At 68.0% G+C, this 18,541-nt stretch carries 17 protein-coding genes; 9 read left to right on the top strand and 8 right to left on the bottom strand.

What is annotated here, in order from left to right:
- Positions 1 to 311: 311 nt before the first annotated feature.
- Positions 312 to 1,088, bottom strand: a complete 777-nt coding sequence (locus BLV92_RS03455; protein WP_090542260.1) for an enoyl-CoA hydratase — start codon at positions 1,086 to 1,088, stop codon at positions 312 to 314.
- 133 nt (positions 1,089 to 1,221) lie between these two features.
- On the opposite strand from BLV92_RS03455, the gene paaN reads away from it, so the two are divergent.
- From paaN to paaK, 5 genes are all read left to right on the top strand, one after another.
- On the top strand, positions 1,222 to 2,931 hold the full coding sequence (gene paaN, locus BLV92_RS03450) for a phenylacetic acid degradation protein PaaN (RefSeq protein WP_090542258.1): 1,710 nt from the start codon (positions 1,222 to 1,224) through the stop codon (positions 2,929 to 2,931).
- An 87-nt stretch (positions 2,932 to 3,018) separates the two neighbouring features.
- Positions 3,019 to 4,221 carry a 3-oxoadipyl-CoA thiolase gene (gene pcaF, locus BLV92_RS03445; RefSeq protein ID WP_090542256.1) on the top strand — a complete coding sequence of 401 codons (1,203 nt, stop codon included), beginning with the start codon at positions 3,019 to 3,021 and terminating at the stop codon, positions 4,219 to 4,221.
- 72 nt (positions 4,222 to 4,293) lie between these two features.
- Complete coding sequence (paaG, locus tag BLV92_RS03440) at positions 4,294 to 5,085, top strand: 2-(1,2-epoxy-1,2-dihydrophenyl)acetyl-CoA isomerase PaaG (RefSeq protein ID WP_090542254.1); 792 nt, start codon at positions 4,294 to 4,296, stop codon at positions 5,083 to 5,085.
- Position 5,086: 1 nt separating this feature from the next.
- Complete coding sequence (gene paaI, locus BLV92_RS03435; RefSeq protein WP_090542253.1) at positions 5,087 to 5,548, top strand: hydroxyphenylacetyl-CoA thioesterase PaaI; 462 nt, start codon at positions 5,087 to 5,089, stop codon at positions 5,546 to 5,548.
- A gap of 145 nt (positions 5,549 to 5,693) precedes the next feature.
- Positions 5,694 to 6,992, top strand: a complete 1,299-nt coding sequence (gene paaK / locus BLV92_RS03430; RefSeq protein ID WP_090542252.1) for a phenylacetate--CoA ligase PaaK — start codon at positions 5,694 to 5,696, stop codon at positions 6,990 to 6,992.
- 95 nt (positions 6,993 to 7,087) lie between these two features.
- Here the strand turns inward: paaK and mltA are convergent, their stop codons facing one another.
- Positions 7,088 to 8,284, bottom strand: coding sequence for a murein transglycosylase A (mltA, locus tag BLV92_RS03425; protein ID WP_090542250.1), 1,197 nt, complete (start codon positions 8,282 to 8,284; stop codon positions 7,088 to 7,090).
- Here mltA and BLV92_RS31970 point away from each other — a divergent pair.
- Positions 8,283 to 8,423, top strand: a complete 141-nt coding sequence (locus BLV92_RS31970) for a hypothetical protein (RefSeq protein ID WP_166676983.1) — start codon at positions 8,283 to 8,285, stop codon at positions 8,421 to 8,423. The genes mltA and BLV92_RS31970 overlap by 2 nt on opposite strands.
- 28 nt (positions 8,424 to 8,451) lie before the next feature.
- On the opposite strand, the gene apaG is transcribed toward BLV92_RS31970, so the two are convergent.
- Positions 8,452 to 8,826, bottom strand: coding sequence for a Co2+/Mg2+ efflux protein ApaG (gene apaG, locus BLV92_RS03420; RefSeq protein ID WP_090542248.1), 375 nt, complete (start codon positions 8,824 to 8,826; stop codon positions 8,452 to 8,454).
- A gap of 295 nt (positions 8,827 to 9,121) precedes the next feature.
- Between apaG and rpe the strand changes: the two genes are divergently transcribed.
- From rpe to trpE, 3 genes are all read left to right on the top strand, one after another.
- Positions 9,122 to 9,811, top strand: a complete 690-nt coding sequence (gene rpe, locus BLV92_RS03415; protein ID WP_090542246.1) for a ribulose-phosphate 3-epimerase — start codon at positions 9,122 to 9,124, stop codon at positions 9,809 to 9,811.
- Positions 9,808 to 10,530 carry a phosphoglycolate phosphatase gene (locus tag BLV92_RS03410; RefSeq protein WP_090542243.1) on the top strand — a complete coding sequence of 241 codons (723 nt, stop codon included), beginning with the start codon at positions 9,808 to 9,810 and terminating at the stop codon, positions 10,528 to 10,530. The genes rpe and BLV92_RS03410 overlap by 4 nt, the downstream gene beginning before the upstream one ends.
- A gap of 441 nt (positions 10,531 to 10,971) precedes the next feature.
- Positions 10,972 to 12,465, top strand: coding sequence for an anthranilate synthase component I (gene trpE / locus BLV92_RS03405; protein ID WP_090542241.1), 1,494 nt, complete (start codon positions 10,972 to 10,974; stop codon positions 12,463 to 12,465).
- A gap of 278 nt (positions 12,466 to 12,743) precedes the next feature.
- Here the strand turns inward: trpE and BLV92_RS03400 are convergent, their stop codons facing one another.
- From BLV92_RS03400 to BLV92_RS03380, 5 genes are all read right to left on the bottom strand, one after another.
- A complete protein-coding gene (locus BLV92_RS03400; RefSeq protein ID WP_090542239.1) occupies positions 12,744 to 13,592 on the bottom strand; it encodes a 2OG-Fe(II) oxygenase in 849 nt (282 codons plus the stop codon).
- Positions 13,593 to 13,612: 20 nt separating this feature from the next.
- Positions 13,613 to 14,137, bottom strand: coding sequence for an adenylyl-sulfate kinase (gene cysC, locus BLV92_RS03395; protein ID WP_090542237.1), 525 nt, complete (start codon positions 14,135 to 14,137; stop codon positions 13,613 to 13,615).
- A 99-nt stretch (positions 14,138 to 14,236) separates the two neighbouring features.
- Entirely contained in the window at positions 14,237 to 15,124 is an 888-nt protein-coding gene (locus BLV92_RS03390) for an alpha/beta hydrolase family protein (RefSeq protein ID WP_244283811.1), read from the bottom strand.
- Positions 15,125 to 15,282: 158 nt separating this feature from the next.
- Entirely contained in the window at positions 15,283 to 16,437 is a 1,155-nt protein-coding gene (locus tag BLV92_RS03385) for a glycosyltransferase family 9 protein (RefSeq protein ID WP_090542234.1), read from the bottom strand.
- Positions 16,434 to 18,518, bottom strand: coding sequence for a tetratricopeptide repeat-containing sulfotransferase family protein (locus BLV92_RS03380; protein WP_090542232.1), 2,085 nt, complete (start codon positions 18,516 to 18,518; stop codon positions 16,434 to 16,436). Before BLV92_RS03380 ends, BLV92_RS03385 begins: the two co-directional genes overlap by 4 nt.
- Positions 18,519 to 18,541: the final 23 nt, after the last annotated feature.

Genomic DNA, 18,541 nt, shown 5'->3' with positions numbered 1-18,541 from the left:
TAAATTTTTAAAGATCGCGTCACACTCAACCCCGGAAAACCACTCACTACCCGGCGTTTCGTGCGTTGCTGCGTCAGCAGCAGAGAAACGAGATTATGAACAACCTTTCCCGCTTCGTCAACACCTTTTTTACCGCTACCCCTTCCGGATGTTGACCCCGCCACCGCATGTCAGGCCCCGCCCAACTTCGCAGTTTCCCCGCCTCTCGCGGGGAGCCGAATAGTAGGCTATCCCGTCGCAGCAGGCAAGAGCCTGACGCAGAAAATTGAGCAGCATCACTCACCACCTGCGGCAGACCACCACCCACTTCGCTACCGGTTCTTGAACTCCGGCTTGCGCTTCTCGACGAACGCGGCCATCCCTTCCTTCTGATCCTCGGTCGCGAACAGCGAGTGGAACATGCGGCGCTCGAAGTGCACGCCCTCGGCCAGCGTCGTCTCGTATGCGCGGTTCACCGACTCCTTCGCCATCATCACCGCAGGCAGCGAATAACCAGAGATGATCGTCGCCGCCGTAATCGCCTCCTCGACGAGGTTCGCCGCCGGAATGATCCGCGACACGAGGCCGGCCCGCTCCGCCTCTTCCGCGTCCATCATCCGCCCGGTCAGGCACAGATCCATCGCCTTCGCTTTCGACACCGCGCGCGGCAGCCGCTGCGTGCCGCCTGCGCCCGGAATCACGCCGAGCTTGATCTCCGGCTGCCCGAACTTCGCGGTGTCCGCCGCAAAGATGATGTCGCACATCATCGCCAGCTCGCAGCCGCCGCCAAGCGCAAAGCCCGCCACCGCCGCGATGATCGGCTTGCGGATCGAGCGGATCGTCTCCCAGTTGCGCGTGATGTAGTCGCCCTTGTACACGTCCATGAACGTGTAGCTCGCCATCATCCCGATGTCGGCGCCCGCCGCGAATGCCTTCTCGCTGCCGGTGATCACGATCGCACCGATCCCCTCGTCCGCGTCGAATGCCTTCAGCGCCGCGCCCAGTTCGTCCATCAGCGCGTCGTTCAGCGCGTTGAGCGCCTTCGGCCGGTTCAGCGTGACGAGGCCGACGCGCCCGTGCGTGTCGATCAGAATGTTTTCATAAGCCATACACCCTCCTTCCCGATAAAAAACCCGAAAATTTTTCGCACCGTTCTTTGACTAATGCTAACATTTGTCGACCAACCGGTCGGTCAATTAATCGGCACTGGTTCCACCAACCCGTTTCCACCTACGTTGCGCCATGACACATCCGTTATTCAGCAAGCACGAGAACGCGCTGCAACAGGCGCTCACCGCCATCGAGACGCGCGGCTACTGGAGCCCGTTCGCCGAAATGCCCAGCCCGAAAGTGTACGGGGAAACGGCGAACGCGGATGGCGAAGCGGCGTTCAAGTCTCACCTGAACCGCCCGTTCGAACTCGACCAGCCGTCGACCGGCGAAACGGTCGGCAGCGAATCGTCGCCGTTCGGCTTCGCACTCGGCGCGCGCTACCCGAAATCGACACCCGACCAGTTGATCGCCGCCGCCGGCGCAGCCCAGCGCGCATGGCGTGAAGCCGGCCCGCAGGCATGGGTCGGCGTGAGCCTCGAAATCCTGTCGCGGTTGAACCGCGCGAGCTTCGAGATCGCGTACAGCGTGATGCACACGACCGGCCAGGCGTTCATGATGGCGTTCCAGGCGGGCGGCCCGCACGCCCAGGACCGCGCGCTCGAAGCGGTTGCATACGCGTGGGACCAGCTTCGCCGCATCCCGGCCGACGCGCACTGGGAAAAGCCACAGGGCAAGAACCCGCCGCTCGCGATGCGCAAGCGCTTCACGATCGTGCCGCGCGGCACCGGCCTCGTGCTGGGCTGCTGCACGTTCCCGACGTGGAACGGCTACCCCGGCCTGTTCGCCGATCTCGCGACCGGCAACACGGTCATCGTGAAACCGCACCCGGGCGCGATCCTGCCGCTCGCGATCACCGTGCGCATCGCGCGCGACGTGCTGCGCGAAGCGGGCTTCGATCCGAACGTGGTCACGCTGCTCGCGACCGAGCCGAACGACGGCGCGCTCGTGCAGGACCTCGCGCTGCGCCCGGAAATCCGGCTGATCGACTTCACCGGCAGTTCGCAGAACGGCAACTGGCTCGAACAGCATGCGCACCAGGCGCAGGTGTACACGGAAAAGGCCGGCGTCAACCAGATCGTGATCGACTCGGTCGACGACCTGAAGGCGGCGGCGCGCAACATCGCCTTCTCGCTGTCGCTGTACTCCGGCCAGATGTGCACCGCGCCGCAGAACATCTACGTGCCGCGCGACGGCATCCGCACCGCGGACGGCCACGTCGGCTTCGACGCCGTCGCGCAGGCGATCGCCGGCGCGGTGCAGAAGTTCGTCGCCGATCCGGCGCGCGCCGTCGAAGTGCTCGGCGCGATCCAGAACGACGGCGTGATCCAGCGCCTCGACGAAGCGCGCCCGCTCGGCGCCGTGCTCGCCGACAGTCAGACGCTCGAACACCCGCAGTTCCCCGCCGCGCGCGTGCGCACGCCGCTCGTGCTGCAACTGGACGCAGCACGCGACGCCGCGTCGTTCACGCGCGAATGGTTCGGCCCGATCTCGTTCGTGATCGCAACCGACTCGACCGCTCAGTCGCTGGAACTCGCCGGCTCGATCGCCCGCGACCACGGCGCGCTCACGCTGTCCGTCTACAGCACCGACGACGAGGTGATCGACGCCGCGCACGAAGCGGCGATCACCGGCGGCGTCGCGCTGTCGATCAACCTGACCGGCGGCGTGTTCGTGAACCAGTCGGCCGCGTTCTCGGACTTCCACGGCACCGGCGCGAATCCAGCCGCGAACGCCGCGCTCGCCGACGCCGCATTCGTCGCGAACCGCTTCCGCGTGGTTCAAAGCCGCGTCCATGTTGAGCCGAAGGCGGCGCCCGCTCAAGCCGGCGCAACGGCCTAGTCCGTTCGGCCGAATGGCGCGCCGCGCCCCCTCCCCGTAGCATCATCGGCACGACGGCCTTCCCCCGTCGTGCCGCAGGAACCGAAGATGACCGATGCCTTTATCTGCGACGCGATTCGCACCCCGTTCGGCCGCTACGGCGGCGCCCTGAAAGACGTCCGCGCGGACGACCTCGCCGCGGTGCCGATCCGCGCGCTCGCCGCGCGCAATCCCGGCGTGGACTGGCAGGCGCTCGACGACGTGCTGTACGGCTGCGCGAACCAGGCCGGCGAGGACAACCGCAACGTCGCGCGGATGGCCGCGCTGCTTGCGGGCCTGCCGACCGACGCGCCCGGCGGCACGCTGAACCGCCTGTGCGGGTCGGGCATGGACGCGGTCGGCAGCGCGGCGCGCGCGATCAAGGCCGGCGAAGCGCAACTGATGATCGCGGGCGGCGTCGAGAGCATGACGCGCGCACCGTTCGTGATGGGCAAGGCGGCCAGCGCGTTCGCACGCGACGCGGCGGTCTACGACACGACGATCGGCTGGCGTTTCGTCAATCCGCTGATGAAGCGCGAATACGGGATCGACTCGATGCCGGAGACGGCCGAAAACGTGGCGGTCGATTTCGGCATCAGCCGCGCGGATCAGGACGCGTTCGCGCTGCGCAGCCAGCAGAAGGCGGCGCGCGCGCAGCGTGACGGCACGCTCGCGCAGGAGATCGTCGCGGTCGAAGTCGCGCAGAAGAAAGGCGATCCGATTCGCGTGACGCTCGACGAGCATCCGCGCGAAACGTCGCTCGAAACGCTCGGCAAGCTGAAGGGCGTCGTCCGCCCGGACGGTACGGTGACGGCCGGCAACGCCTCGGGCGTGAACGACGGCGCGTGCGCGCTGCTGCTCGCAAGCGATGCCGCCGCCGAACGCTACGGCCTGCGCCGCCGCGCGCGGGTGCTCGGCATGGCGACGGCCGGCGTCGAGCCGCGCATCATGGGCATCGGCCCCGCGCCGGCCACCCGCAAGCTGCTCGCGCAACTCGGCATGACGATCGATCAGTTCGACGTGATCGAGCTGAACGAAGCGTTCGCGTCACAGGGGCTCGCGGTGCTGCGGATGCTCGGCGTCGCCGACGACGATCCGCGCGTGAACCCGAACGGCGGCGCGATCGCGCTCGGGCATCCGCTCGGCGCGTCCGGCGCGCGTCTCGTGACGACCGCGATGTATCAGCTCGAACGCACGAACGGGCGCTTCGCGCTGTGCACGATGTGCATCGGCGTCGGCCAGGGCATCGCGCTCGCGATCGAGCGGGTCTGACGGCCAGGCCTGAAAGCCAGGTCGCGCCGCCGCGCGAACGCCGCACCGAACACGCAGACAAGGAGACAACCGATGGCCTACGAATCGATCCGGCTCGACCTCGACGCCGCCACGCGCGTCGCGACGGTCACGCTGAACCGCCCCGACAAGCTCAACAGCTTCACGCGCGCAATGCACCGCGAACTCGCGGCCGCGCTCGACGAAGCCGTCGCGGCCAACGCGCGCGCGCTCGTGCTGACCGGCGCCGGGCGCGGCTTCTGCGCGGGCCAGGACCTCGCGGACCTGGACTTCACGCCGGGCGCATCGACCGATCTCGGCGCGCTGATCGACGAGCACTTCAACCCGCTGATCCGCCGGCTCCACGCGCTGCCGATGCCGACGATCGCCGCGGTCAACGGCACGGCCGCCGGCGCCGGCGCGAATCTCGCGCTCGCGTGCGACATCGCGATCGCCGCGCGCTCCGCGAGCTTCATCCAGGCGTTCGTGAAGATCGGCCTGGTGCCGGACTCGGGCGGCACCTGGTTCCTGCCGCAGCGCGTCGGCGTCGCGCGCGCGCTCGGGCTCGCGATGACCGGCGAGAAACTCGGCGCAGAAAAGGCCGAGAGCTGGGGGCTCGTGTGGCAGGTCGTCGACGACGCCGAACTGCCACAGGCCGCGACGAAACTCGCCGCGCAACTCGCGCAGCAGCCGACACGCGCGCTCGTCGCGACCCGCAGCGCGCTGCGCGCCGCCGCGACGAACACGCTCGACCAGCAGCTCGATCTCGAACGCGACCTGCAACGCGAACTGGGCGCGTCGCACGACTACGCGGAAGGCGTCCGCGCGTTCATCGAAAAACGCGCGCCGCGCTTCGAGGGCCGTTGACATGTCATCCGAACTCCAGCACCCCGCATCGATGAGCCCCGACGAACTCGCGCGCGCCACCGCGCACGCGATGTACGAAGCGGACGCATGCAGCCGCGCGCTCGGCATCGAACTCGTCGAAGTCCGCGCCGGCTACGCGAAGCTGCGCATGGCCGTGCGGCCGGACTTCCTGAACGGCCATCAGATCTGCCACGGCGGACTGATCTTCACGCTCGCCGACTCCACGTTCGCGTTCGCGTGCAACTCGTACAACGTGAACACAGTCGCGGCCGGCTGCTCGATCGAATTCCTGCGTCCCGTGCAGCCCGACGACGTGCTCGCCGCCGAAGCGGTCGAGCAGATCCTGTCGGGCCGCAACGGCGTGTACGACATAACGGTCACGAACCGCGCCGGCGAAACGGTGGCGCTCTTTCGCGGCAAGTCCGCGCAAATCCGCGGCACCGTCATTCCGGTCGCGGACTAGACGGCAAGACCGGCAAACCCGCCAGCCGCATACGACATCCGACGACGGCCGCAGACCCGCCGCACAGAGCGAGGTCCGGCCGGGTCAACCCGCATTGAATCACCCGACATCCCGCGTAATCTTTTTGAAGGCTCAGGAGACACCGATGACCACCACGCTGCCGCTCGACCCCATCGAAACGGCGAGCCGCGACGAACTCGCGGCGCTTCAGCTCACGCGACTGAAGTGGTCGCTGACGCACGCGTACGAGAACTCGCCGGTCTATCGCCGCAAGTTCGACGAGGCCGGCGTCCATCCGTCCGAGCTGCAATCGCTGTCCGATCTCGCGCGCTTCCCGTTCACGACCAAGAAGGACCTGCGCGACAACTACCCGTTCGGGATGTTCGCGGTGCCGCAGGAGCAGGTCTCGCGGATTCACGCGTCGTCGGGCACGACCGGCAAGCCGACCGTCGTCGGCTACACCGCGCGCGACATCGACACGTGGGCGAACCTCGTCGCGCGCTCGATCCGCGCGGCCGGCGCGCGGCGCGGCGACAAGGTGCACGTGAGCTACGGCTACGGCCTCTTCACCGGCGGGCTCGGCGCGCACTACGGCGCGGAGCGCGCGGGCCTCACGGTGATCCCGTTCGGCGGCGGCCAGACCGAAAAGCAGGTGCAACTGATCCAGGACTTCCGGCCGGACATCATCATGGTCACGCCGAGCTACATGCTGTCGATCGCCGACGAGATGGAGCGCCAGGGCCTCGATCCGGCGAAGTCGTCGCTGCGCGTCGGCATCTTCGGCGCGGAGCCGTGGACCAACGAGATGCGTTCGGCCATCGAGCAGCGCGCCGGCATCACGGCGGTCGACATCTACGGGCTGTCGGAAGTGATGGGGCCGGGCGTCGCGTGCGAATGCGCGGAAACGCAGGACGGCCCGACGATCTGGGAAGACCATTTCTATCCGGAGATCATCGACCCGGAGACCGGCGAGGTGCTGCCCGAAGGCGAATTCGGCGAACTGGTGTTCACGTCGCTGACCAAGGAGGCGCTGCCGATCGTCCGCTACCGCACGCGCGACCTCACGCGCCTGCTGCCCGGCACCGCGCGCACGATGCGGCGGATGGAGAAGATCACCGGCCGCTCGGACGACATGATGATCATCCGCGGCGTGAACGTGTTTCCGACGCAGATCGAGGAGCTGCTGCTGAAGCAGCATGCGCTCGCGCCGCATTATCAGGTGGTGCTGACGAAGGAAGGCCCGCTCGACGTGATGACGCTGAACGTCGAGCCGGCGTCGGATGCGGCCGAGGCAACGGGCGAACCGATCCGCGCGGGCCAGGCGCTCGCCTACGACATCAAGGCGCTGGTCGGCGTGACCGCGATCGTCAACGTGCTGCCGGTGAACGGCATCGAACGTTCGGTCGGCAAGGCGCGGCGCATCGTGGACAAGCGGTTCTCGTAACGCGCCCGCACTACGCGCCTACATAAGCAGAGGGGCCGGCGGCAGCGCGCCGCCGGCCCCTCTGTCGTTCGCACCCGCCAGCCATCCGCCGGCAATCACGAGTTCGGAAACAGCAGCCACATCCGGCCGCCCTGCTTCATCTTGCCGGCCAGGTCGCCGGCCTCGTCGCCGAGTCCCCAGAAGTAGTCCGCGCGCACGCCGCCCTTGATCGCGGAACCCGTGTCCTGCGCGAACACGAGCCGGTTCAGCGGCGTGTTCGTCAGCGGCCGGGTCGTCTGCAGGAACACCGGCGTGCCGAGCGGGATCGACGACGGGTCCACCGCGATCGACCGCTCCGGCGTCAGCGGCACGCCGAGCGCGCCGATCGGGCCGTCCGCGCCGCCGGTCGGCGCGTTCTCGCCGGACGGCATCTCGCGGAAGAACACGAAACGCGGATTCGTGTCGAGCAAGCCGTCGACGCGCGACGGGTTCGCGCGCGCCCACGCCTTGATTCCCTGCATCGTCGCCTGCGCGGGCGTCAGTTCGCCATGGTCCAGCAGCCAGCGGCCGATCGACCGGTACGGCTGGTTGTTGGTGCCGCCGAAGCCGACCCGCATCACGCTGCCGTCTTCCATCAGCACCCGGCCGGAGCCCTGCACCTGGAGGAAAAACGCCTCGATCGGATCGTCGACCCACACCAGTTCGTTGCCGTCGAGCACGCCCGCGCGTTCGAGCTGCGCGCGCGGCGGCAGCGCCGCGCCCGCGCGATAGCCGGACGGCCAGCGGTACAGCGCGGTCTGATAGATGCCGTGGCGCACGCGCGAGCCGTGCAGCAGCGGCTCGTAGTAGCCGGTCACGAGGCCGTCGAGCGTGCCGTCGGTGTTCGCGAACTGGAACGGCGTGAAGTACGTCTCGAAGAACGTGCGCGCACCCGCAACGTCGAGGTCGTCGAGTTGCGTCGCCGCCGCGCACGCGCGCTGCCAGCGCGGCTCGCGCGCGACCCGCGCGCAGTTCTCGCGCAGCGCGGCCGTCGCGCCGATCAGCGAATCGTCCTGCCAGCCCGGCACCTGCTGCCATGCGACCGGCGTGAGCCGCGCGGCCGCGATCTGACCCGGCACGATCGCCGGGCCGGTCGGCGGCGCGGTCCGCACGACGTTGCGCCCGCCGCACGACGCGAGCAGCACCGCAACCGACAGCGCGCCGATCCAGCCGCACGCGCGACGCAGCCCGCCGCGCGGCAGTCCGTCGAAAAAGCGCGGAAAAGCGGACCCCGAAACCTGCCTACAATGGTTGTTCTTGATGGAAAACGCCATGTCTGATTTATTCGACGAATACCCGCTGCTGATGGTTGGGCTGGAAATCCTGATCCCGCTCTTCCTCGTGGTCTACATCGTCGTGTGGACGACGTCGGGCAAGAAAAAACAGAAGCGCGCGCCGCGCCGCCCGGACTAGCAGGCAGACCGCCGTTCGCGCGGGCGGTTCAATGCAGCGTGCGCGGCATCCGCAGCACGAACTCCGGCACCGGCGCGTCGAACCGCTCGCCGTCCTCCGCCACGCAGAAGTACTCGCCGCGCATCGTGCCGACCGGCGTCGCGATCACGGCCCAGCTCGTGTACTCGAACTGCTCGCCCGGCTTCAGCAGCGGCTGATGGCCGACGACGCCGAGCCCCTTCACTTCCTGCACGTGGCTGTCGCTGTCGGTGATCACCCAATGGCGCGCGATCAATTGCGCGCTCACGAGGCCGGTATTGCGGATGGTCAACGTGTACGCGAACGCATACTGGCGGCGCTCCGGATCCGACTCTTCGGGCAGGTAGCGCACCTGCGACGTCACGCTGAATTCGTACTGGCTCATCCTGATTCCGGTCGATAAGGCGGGCGCAACGCGCCGGAGATCGCGCCGGACGCCCGTCCGGCAACGGTCAGCGGACTTCGTCGGACGTCCGGTATGGTTTCGCATTCTGCTTGATGCGGCAGGTGCCCGCAACCCGGCAACGCCGCGGATCGCACGGCAAACGGCTAACGTGCCGCGCCCGCCGCGCCCGGCGTGTCGCGCGGCGGCAACCTGTCCGCCGGCGACCCGCATTCCGGCCGGTTCGTGCTGCCGGGTGGCGGTAAAATGGCGCTTTTCGCCTGCTCCGGTTCACGCCATGACGACCTTCCGTATCGCCCCCAGCATCCTGTCCGCCGACTTCGCCCGCCTCGGCGAAGAAGTCCGCAACGTCGTCGCGGCCGGCGCGGACTGGATCCACTTCGACGTGATGGACAACCACTACGTGCCGAACCTGACGATCGGCCCGCTCGTCTGCGAGGCGATCCGTCCGCACGTGCAGGTGCCGATCGACGTGCATCTGATGGTGCGCCCGGTCGACCGCATCGTGCCGGACTTCGCGAAGGCCGGCGCGAACCTGATCAGCTTCCATCCGGAAGGCTCGGACCACATCGACCGCACGCTGTCGCTGATCCGCGACCACGGCTGCAAGGCGGGCCTCGTGTTCAATCCGGCGACGCCGCTTTCGTATCTCGACTATGTGATGGACAAGGTGGACCTCGTGCTGATCATGTCGGTGAATCCGGGTTTCGGCGGGCAGTCGTTCATTCCGGAGGCGCTCGTGAAGCTGCGGGAGGCGCGCCGCCGCATCGACGCGTACCGCGACAAGACCGGCCGCGAGATCCATCTCGAAGTGGACGGCGGCGTGAAGATCGACAACATCGCGGAGATCGCGGCGGCCGGCGCGGACACGTTCGTCGCGGGCTCGGCGATCTTCGGCAAGCCCGACTACCGCGCGGTGATCGACCAGATGCGCGCGCAGCTCGCGACCGCGGGGGAACGTCAATGAGCCGCGCGCCGGTGTTCGCCGCCGCGCGCATCGACGCGGCGGTCGTCGATCTCGACGGCACGATGGTCGATACCGCGGACGACTTCGCGGCCGGCCTGAACGGCATGCTCGCGCAGCTCGACGCGAACGAAACCTCGCGCGAGGAAGTGGTCGACTACGTCGGCAAGGGCTCAGAGCATCTGGTGCGCAGCGTGCTCGCGCCGCGCTTCGATGAAGCGGACGCGCAGGCGCGCTTCGACGAGGCGCTCGCGCTGTATCAGGCCGAGTACGCGAAGATCAACGGCCGCTACACGCGGCTCTATCCGGACGTCGAAGCCGGCCTTGCGGCGCTGCGCGACGCGGGGCTGAAGCTCGCGTGCGTGACGAACAAGCCGCACCGCTTCGCGCTCGGGCTGCTCGAACAATACGGGCTCGCGCGTTACTTCGACGTGGTGATCGGCGGCGACAGCACGCCGAAGAAAAAACCCGACCCGCTGCCGATGCTGACCGCGCTGGCGCAACTGGGCGTCGCGCCGGCGGCGGCGGTCGCGATCGGCGATTCGGAAAACGACGCGCTGGCGGGCCGCGCAGCCGGCATGGCGACGCTCACCGTGCCGTATGGCTACAACCACGGGCAGCCTGTACAACAAATCGAATCGGATGGTATAGTTGCCACGCTCCTCGACGCCGCCACGGCGCTCGCGGCGCACAATCAGGCACACAATCAAGGTCTCGACTGACCTTCGCCTTGACCCAGACAGGTCCATTCTTCAATCATGTTTCTGAATAAAAAACGGAGTCTGAGCAGCATCGACCGGGGAGCATGGCCCTGGCGTCGCTGGTCGCGCTAACCTCTGCCGAGGTTCGCTGAAGTTCGTCTTCAGCACGTTTTTTACTTCGCTGCGCACTCGCGCGTGTCTCGTTCTTGATCGTTGCGGTAACGCTTCGGCTCACAGGCCGTCGGTGTACGTTACCCTGCCGCGTGTACGACTTCTCGTTCGCGAGCCGTCGCCTTCACGCAGCGGGTTCGCGTCGTCCCGTTCGCCCGTGGCCCGATCGAAACGCATCCGGCGCATGACCCGCGCCGGCGACACACACGACGCATCAGCGCAACGCACCCAACGCGACACCTCCGGACCGCCCGACGACCCCGCGGCCGACTGCACGAACAGGATCGGAACATGACCGAACTCGAATTCAAGTCCCTCGCGAACGAGGGTTTCAACCGCATCCCGCTGATCGCCGAAGCGCTCGCCGATCTCGAAACGCCGCTGTCGCTGTATCTGAAGCTCGCACAGGCCGAGCGCGGCGGCGCGAACTCGTTCCTGCTCGAATCGGTGGTCGGCGGCGAGCGGTTCGGCCGCTACTCGTTCATCGGCCTGCCCGCGCGCACGCTGATCCGCACCCGCAACGGCGTGTCCGAAGTCGTGCGCGACGGCGCGGTGATCGAGACGCACGAAAGCGATCCGCTCGAATTCATCGCGCAGTTCCAGGCGCGCTTCAAGGTCGCGCAGCGTCCGGGCCTGCCGCGCTTCTGCGGCGGCCTCGCCGGTTACTTCGGCTACGACGCGGTGCGCTACATCGAGAAGAAGCTCGCGGACACCGCGCCGCCCGACGACCTCGGCCTGCCCGACATCCAGCTGCTGCTGACCGAGGAAGTCGCGGTGATCGACAACCTCGCGGGCAAGCTGTATCTGATCGTCTATGCGGACCCGTCGCAGCCCGAGGCGTACGCGAAAGCGAAGCTGCGGCTGCGCGAGCTGAAGCAGCGGCTGCGCGCGACCGTGCAGCCGCCGGTCACGTCCGCGAGCGTGCGCACCGAGATCTACCGCGAGTTCGCGAAGGACGACTATCTGACCGCGGTGCGCAAGGCGAAGGAATACATAGCGGCCGGCGAGCTGATGCAGGTGCAGGTCGGCCAGCGCCTGACGAAGCCGTACCGCGACAATCCGCTGTCGCTGTATCGCGCGCTGCGTTCGCTGAATCCGTCGCCGTACATGTACTACTACAACTTCGGCGAATTCCACGTGGTCGGCGCGTCGCCGGAAATCCTCGTGCGCCAGGAGCAGCGCGGCGACGACCGCATCGTGACGATCCGCCCGCTCGCCGGCACGCGTCCGCGCGGCAACACGCCGGAACGCGACACGGAACTGGCGACCGAACTGCTGAACGATCCGAAGGAAATCGCCGAGCACGTGATGCTGATCGACCTCGCGCGCAACGACGTCGGCCGCATCGCGCAGATCGGCTCGGTCGCGGTGACCGACAAGATGGTGATCGAGAAGTACTCGCACGTGCAGCACATCGTCAGTTCGGTCGAGGGCAAGCTGAAACCGGGGATGAACAACTTCGACGTGCTGCGCGCGACGTTCCCGGCCGGCACGCTGTCGGGCGCGCCGAAGGTTCGCGCGATGGAACTGATCGACGAACTGGAGCCGGTGAAGCGCGGCCTGTACGGCGGCGCGGTCGGCTATCTGTCGTTCAACGGCGAGATGGACCTGGCGATCGCGATCCGCACCGGGCTGATCCACAACGGCAATCTGTACGTGCAGGCCGCGGCGGGCATCGTCGCGGATTCGGTGCCCGAGTCCGAATGGCAGGAGACCGAGAACAAGGCGCGCGCGGTGCTGCGCGCCGCGGAGCAGGTGCAGGACGGACTGGACGGCGACTTCTGAACGGAGGACGCGGTGTTGCCGATGGCTGGCGGTCCGTGTGCCCGCCGGCCACGCGCGCTCCGATCACGCGCTGGTCTCAGCGGAACTTGCCGGGTCGATCGGAACAATGACCGCAACGCCACCAGCAAAGCCTTGCCCGTGCAGCTTCGGATCGCTCTGCGTCGAGCGCCGCAGAGGTTGATGCACGAAGCACGGATGGCGGCCTGAAAAAAGCGAATCCAGACGACCCGACCCCGAACCGCCGCCGTCGCCACATCGGCCGCTACTGCACTCCGGCATCACCGATACGCGTGCTCGCGCATCCACCGCGTCGCAATCCACTTCTCCCCGCGACGCACCGGCGCCCCGGCGTGCAAGCTCAACGGATCGAGTTGGCGCATCCCGTTCATGTAGCGGAAATAGACAGCGGTGCCTTTCCTGCCCGTGACCGAGATGCCCGCATCGGGAAATACCGTTTCGCCGCCTTCCGCCACATCGTTCAGGTAGATGACGAGCGTCGCCACCCGTTGACCGCCATGCGCCAGTTGAACCGCGCTGCCGCTCTGCTCCGGCGGGAAATAATCGAAATGCGGCCGATACTCGGCGCCGGGGCCATAGTGCAATATCTGCAGCCCTTCGCCGTTCTCCACCGGCCAGTTCATCAGACACGCGATCCGCCGGTCGAGCCGTTCGATGAACGCGTCCTCGCCGCGCGGAAACCATGTTCCCTCGCTGGTCCGGTTCCGGATCACGTCTTCCGCGCCTGTCTCGGGATTGATCGTGGTATTGCGCTTGAGCCGGTGCCGCGAGCGCTCGATCAATTCGTCGCACTCGGCGGCGGAGAGCACGTCGCCGAAGATCACGATCTGTGGCCGCTCGCAGCGCATCAGCACGGAAACATCGCGATCGAACGCATGCACGAGGTTCCCGGCGGAGACCGGCGCCGGGTCGTAGCGATATTGCGCGGAGCCTGTCGGGGCGGCCCCGCCATCGGCAACCGCCCCGCCCACCGCGCGACGCACGGCCGAATCGGCGACAGCCGGTTCGAAGCCGGCCCGCACCATCGCGTCCGTCATCGAGTCGGCGCTACATCCGCGGGTCACGTTGGTGGCCAGCCATTCTTCCCAGTTCGCATCGACTGTCGGCATGGGTATCGTCTCCCTCGGCATCAGCGCCGTTGCATCAAATCCATCGTCGCGTCGACGCACCCCGCGACGGAGAGCGCCGCCGTGTCCAGCCGCAGATCGGGGTTCAGCGGTTCCTCATACGGGTCGCTGACGCCGGTGAAGTTCGCGAGGTCGCCGGCACGTGCGCGGCGATACAGTCCCTTCGGGTCGCGCGCCTCGCATACGGCGAGCGGCGTTGCCAGGTACACCTCGAAGAAGCGGCCTTCGCCCACGATCCGGCGCGCCTGCTCGCGATCTTCGCGGTACGGCGAAATCAGCGCGGCGATGGCCCACGTTCCGGCGTCGTTGATCTGCCTGCAACGGTCCGCCACGCGCCGGATGTTCTCGCTTCGATCCGCCTTCGAAAACCCCAGATCGCGGCTCAATTCCTTGCGCACGACGTCGCCGTCGAGTATCTGGCAGACCGCCCCCGCAGCGGCGAGACGCTCCGCGAGCGCCTGCGCCAGAGTCGTCTTGCCCGCGGCGCTCAGGCCGGTCAACCACAGCGTGGCCGGTTGATTTTTCATGTTGTCACACAAGGAAGTTCATCACGGGGGATACGGCGCCTGTCGGGACCCGACAAGACAGCCGGCCGCATCCGGTCCCGGCATAACGGCCGATGCCGCTCATGGTCCATGGGGTTCGCCGGAACAGCGCGGTGCGATCGTCAGCAAGCGAGGCCAGTACGCGCTCCAGTCGCCATCGTGGGTCACGTCGGCAACCGTGCGTGCCTGCGCACAGCGTTTTCCGGCAGCCGCCACGAAACGCTGCGCCACGTCCGGCGGCACGACCGTGTCGCCTGCGCCGCTGAAATGCATCTGCGCAATGGATGCGACCCGGTCCGCGAAGTCGATGGGATTCGCCGACTCCGGCATCGGCGAAACGTGATGCAACCGGTTGACGAACTCGTCATCGAGATTGCCCGCCACGGTCCTGATCGACGCGACGTCGGTGCGGCGCGCCGCGACCAGCACCGCCAGCGCGCCGCCGCCCGAATAACCGACCAGGTTGATGGACTGCCCCGGCACGCGCGCGGCAAACTGGCTCACCGCGTCGTTCATCGACGCCACCACATCGGGCGCGAAGCGCCTGCCCGTCCAGTACGGCACGCCGCAGCGCGGATTCTGTTCCATCGGCGTGAACTGGCACGGGCGCGCCACATATGCGACGTTCGGCGCGGGGTCCGCCGCCGCGAGCGCGAGCCCCGTCGCGTCGCGCGGCGTCGGGTCCAGCGACGGCTCGCTGCGCGAAATCCACGCCAGCCCGTCGCCTTCGATATAGAGGTCGAGCGGTTCGTCCGGCCGCGTGATGCGTGAGAACGTCGTCAGCACGAAATTGCCGGTGTCGATCTGCTCACGGTGCAACCCCGCCGGCGCGGCCAGCGCATCAGCATGGGCGCTCCGGTCCAGCGAGGCGCAGCCGGCGAATGCGGCCGTCAGCAGCAGGCACGCAACGACGGCGACGCAGCGCTGGCGGTCAAACGACGAACGCGCCGGTTCGCGCCGCTCGCGCATGACGTTCGCCGGGGCGAGCCTCGATGCCGGCCGGGTCGTGGACCGCAAGGCCGGACTCATCGGCAGGCCTCGCCAGCCGTGCACGTCGGAAAGCGGGCAACCAGCGTATCGAACAGATCCCAGGTATTGACGGCGGGTTTCATCACTTTGCCGCGCCGCTATTCGTGCGTCAGCCGCACCAGCTCGGACGCCATATTGGCCATCACACCGCCCCAGTCGCCGCGCGACGGCTGCCGGAAGAGCCGCGTGCGCGGATACCACGGCGTGTCGCTGCGCCCGAGCAGCCAGCGCCAGTCCGGCACGAACGGCAGCATTACCCAGACCGGACGGCCGAGCGCGCCGGCCAGATGCACCGGCGACGAATCCACGGAAATCAGCAGGTCGGCAACGGAGACGATCGCGGCGGTGTCCTCGAAGTCCTGGATCTCGTCGCTCAGCGAGACGACCGGCATGCCCGGCGGCGGACGGTCCGCCTGCGCCGACGCGGGTCCCTTCTGGACCGACAGGAACGTGACGCCGGCCTGCGCGAGCGGCGCCAGCTGCGCGAGCGAAAGCGACCGGTTCGCGTCGTTCACGTGCGTCGGCCGGCCGGCCCAGACGAGCGCCACCCGCAGTCCCGGCACGTCCGCGAGACGCCGCCGCCATTTCTCGACGCGCTGCGGATCGGCGGACAGATACGGGACGGGTCCGGGCAGGTCTGCGAGTTCGATACGCATGATCATCGGCAGGCTCATCAACTCGCAATGCACATCGAACGCGGGCGGCAGCGTGCCGCGCGCGATCACTTCATCCGGGCCGGCGATGCGTTGCGCGAGCGGCAGCGTCTCGCCGTTCACCTCGAAAATCACGCGCGCGCCGCTTCTGGCTTTGGCCCACGACACCATGCGCATGAACTGGAACGTGTCGCCGTAGCCCTGCTCGTCGTGGATCAGCAGCGTCTTGCCCGGAATGGGCTGTCCGTTCCAGCGCGGGCGCTGCACCTTGCGCTCAAGGTTCTTCGTGTGCGCCATCCCGTAGCGGTAGCGATACTCGCGCCAGCCGCGCTGGAAATCCCCCCTCAGCAACAGCGTTTCGGCCAGGTTGAATCTGGCGGTCAGATCCCCCGGCGCGCACGCGACCAGCATCTGCTGGATCGCCTGCGTCTCGGCGAACCTGCCCTGCGGGCGGATGGCGTCCGCGAGCACGCGCCACAGCACCAGCGGACCGCTGCCCGATGCGAGGTACGGGCGCACCAGTGCTTCGGCATCCTCCAGTCGTCCTGCTGCGAGCAGCGCACGCCCGCGCTGCTCAATCTCCGCGAGCGCATTCGTCACGCGTCGACCCCGAGCGCCGCGAGCAACGGCTCAAGGTGACTCGCATACCGCTGCCAGCGCCCCTTCGACGTGCTGTAGATCGGCCGCCGCACCTGGTTGACGCTCGCCGTGCGCACCACCCGCTGGTTGTCGTGGAAACGCAGGCACGCATCCTCCCACTGCAAGCCGAGAAAGCCGATCAGCCGGCGCGCCTCGCCCTCCAGGTCGTCCACCACGCTTTCGTAGTCGAGTTCGAGGTAGCGGCCGGCCGGCAGCACGGCGGCCCAATGCGACATCAACCGCTCGTAGTAGCGGTAAAACTCGCCCAGTTCGGTCTGGTCGTACGCGAACGACTGGTCGCCGGCGAACTGCTTCGTGTAGCAGGACAGGCACGTGTCCACCGCGTCCCGGCGGCAATGGATGATGCGGGCGCCCGGCAGGATCAGCGGGATCAGCCCGGCGTACAGGAAGTTGCCCGGCATCTTGTCGATCAGCCGCGCGCTTCCCCGCGCCAGCGGGGTGATCCGGTCGAGATACGCGCGGCCCATCCTCGCCGCCTCGTCGGCGGTGAGCGCGCCCATCGCGTCCGGGAAGCCGCCGTGCTCCTCGACGATCACGCGCAGCGTCGACAGTTCGCCCGCGCCCGTCACCGCGGAATGCGACGACAGGATCTGTTCGGCCAGCGTGGTGCCCGAGCGCGGCATGCCGACGATGAACACCGGCAGATCCGACTGCACGCCCGCGCCCTTCAGCCGTTCGAGCAGTGCAGGCGTGACGACGTCGGCGATGCGCTGCATCCACTGCCCGGTCGCCGCGGAATCGTAGCTGAACGTGCTGCGCTTCAGACGATTGGCCTGATCCAGATGCGAAAACGCGCGCGCGGCATCGCCGATGTCGAGATACGCCTTGCCCAGCGAGAAATGCGCCGACATGCGGTCCGGCAACGGCCGGCGCTCGCCGTCGGCAAGCAGCGCTTCGAGCGCGCCCACATCCGGGTCGCCGGGAGCGAACGTCTTCGCATCGGCGCGGCTGGACAACACGCGCGCCGAGCCGGGAAAACGCGCCAGCGCCGCATCGAACGCCGCCGTCGCTTCGGCCTTCCGACCGGCTTCCATCAGCAGCGTCGCACGCCCGATCAGCGCCTCTTCGGCAACCGCGCCGGGCAACGCGGCCGCCTGTTCGAATTCCGCGAGCGCCTCACCGGTTTCACCCAGCGCCTGCAGCACCTGCGCGAGCGTGTGATGCGCGTCGGCGCTGCGCGGCGCGAGCGCGACCGCCTGCCGCGCGCATTCGAGCGCGCGGTCCATGCGCTCCAGTTGCTTCAGCGCCTGCGCGCGCGCCATCAGGCCAGCGGGATGCTGCGGCGCGAACGACTGCAACGCGTCCAGCGCCTGCAGCGCCGCGCCGTGACGCCGGCGCGTGATCTCCGCATCCGCGAGGTTCAGGTAGGCATCGACGAGCTGAGGACTCAGTTCGATGGCGACACGCGCCTCTGCGGCCGCCTGCTCATACTGGCCCTGCGCGGTCAGCAGGAACGCGAGATTGCTGTGCGCCTCTGCATAGTCCGGATCGAGCTTCAGCGCCTCGCGATAATGCGGCCCGGCCAGATCCAGCCTCGCGAGACGCCGGTACGTGTTGGCGAGATTGTTATGTGCCTGCGGCACGTTCGGCGTCAGCGCGACCACGCGCTCCAGGCAGTCCCGGCTTTGCTCCAGCTTGCCGGCTTCCTGCAGCAGGATGCCCAGGTTGTTCCAGCCCTCGACCAGCGCCGGATCCATCGCGACCGCGCGCCGCGCGGCTTCCTCGCCTTCTGCGAGCATGCCCTTGCGGCGATACATCTCCGCGAGATTGCTCGAATAGATGGCCGGCGCACGCGGCGCCATGCACGCCTGGCGCAGATGGTCGATCGCCAGGTCCAGATTGCCGTACGCGTGAGCCATCAGGCCCAGCAGATGCAGCGCGTCGGCCTGCCCCGGCCACGCGGCCAGCACGCGCTGGCAATAGATCTCCGCCTCGTTCGCCTGGCCTGCGTTCCAGTGCGCGTGCGCGCGGCTCATCGCGTCGGCGATGCTCATCGGATTGGGTACGACGGAACTCGACATGGACGTTCGGAACTACCTGACTC

Origin of the sequence: Paraburkholderia caballeronis, from assembly GCF_900104845.1 — a bacterium.
Classification (GTDB): domain Bacteria; phylum Pseudomonadota; class Gammaproteobacteria; order Burkholderiales; family Burkholderiaceae; genus Paraburkholderia; species Paraburkholderia caballeronis.
Note: the sequence above shows the minus strand (reverse complement) of the source record. Positions and strands in the feature narration are given on the sequence as shown.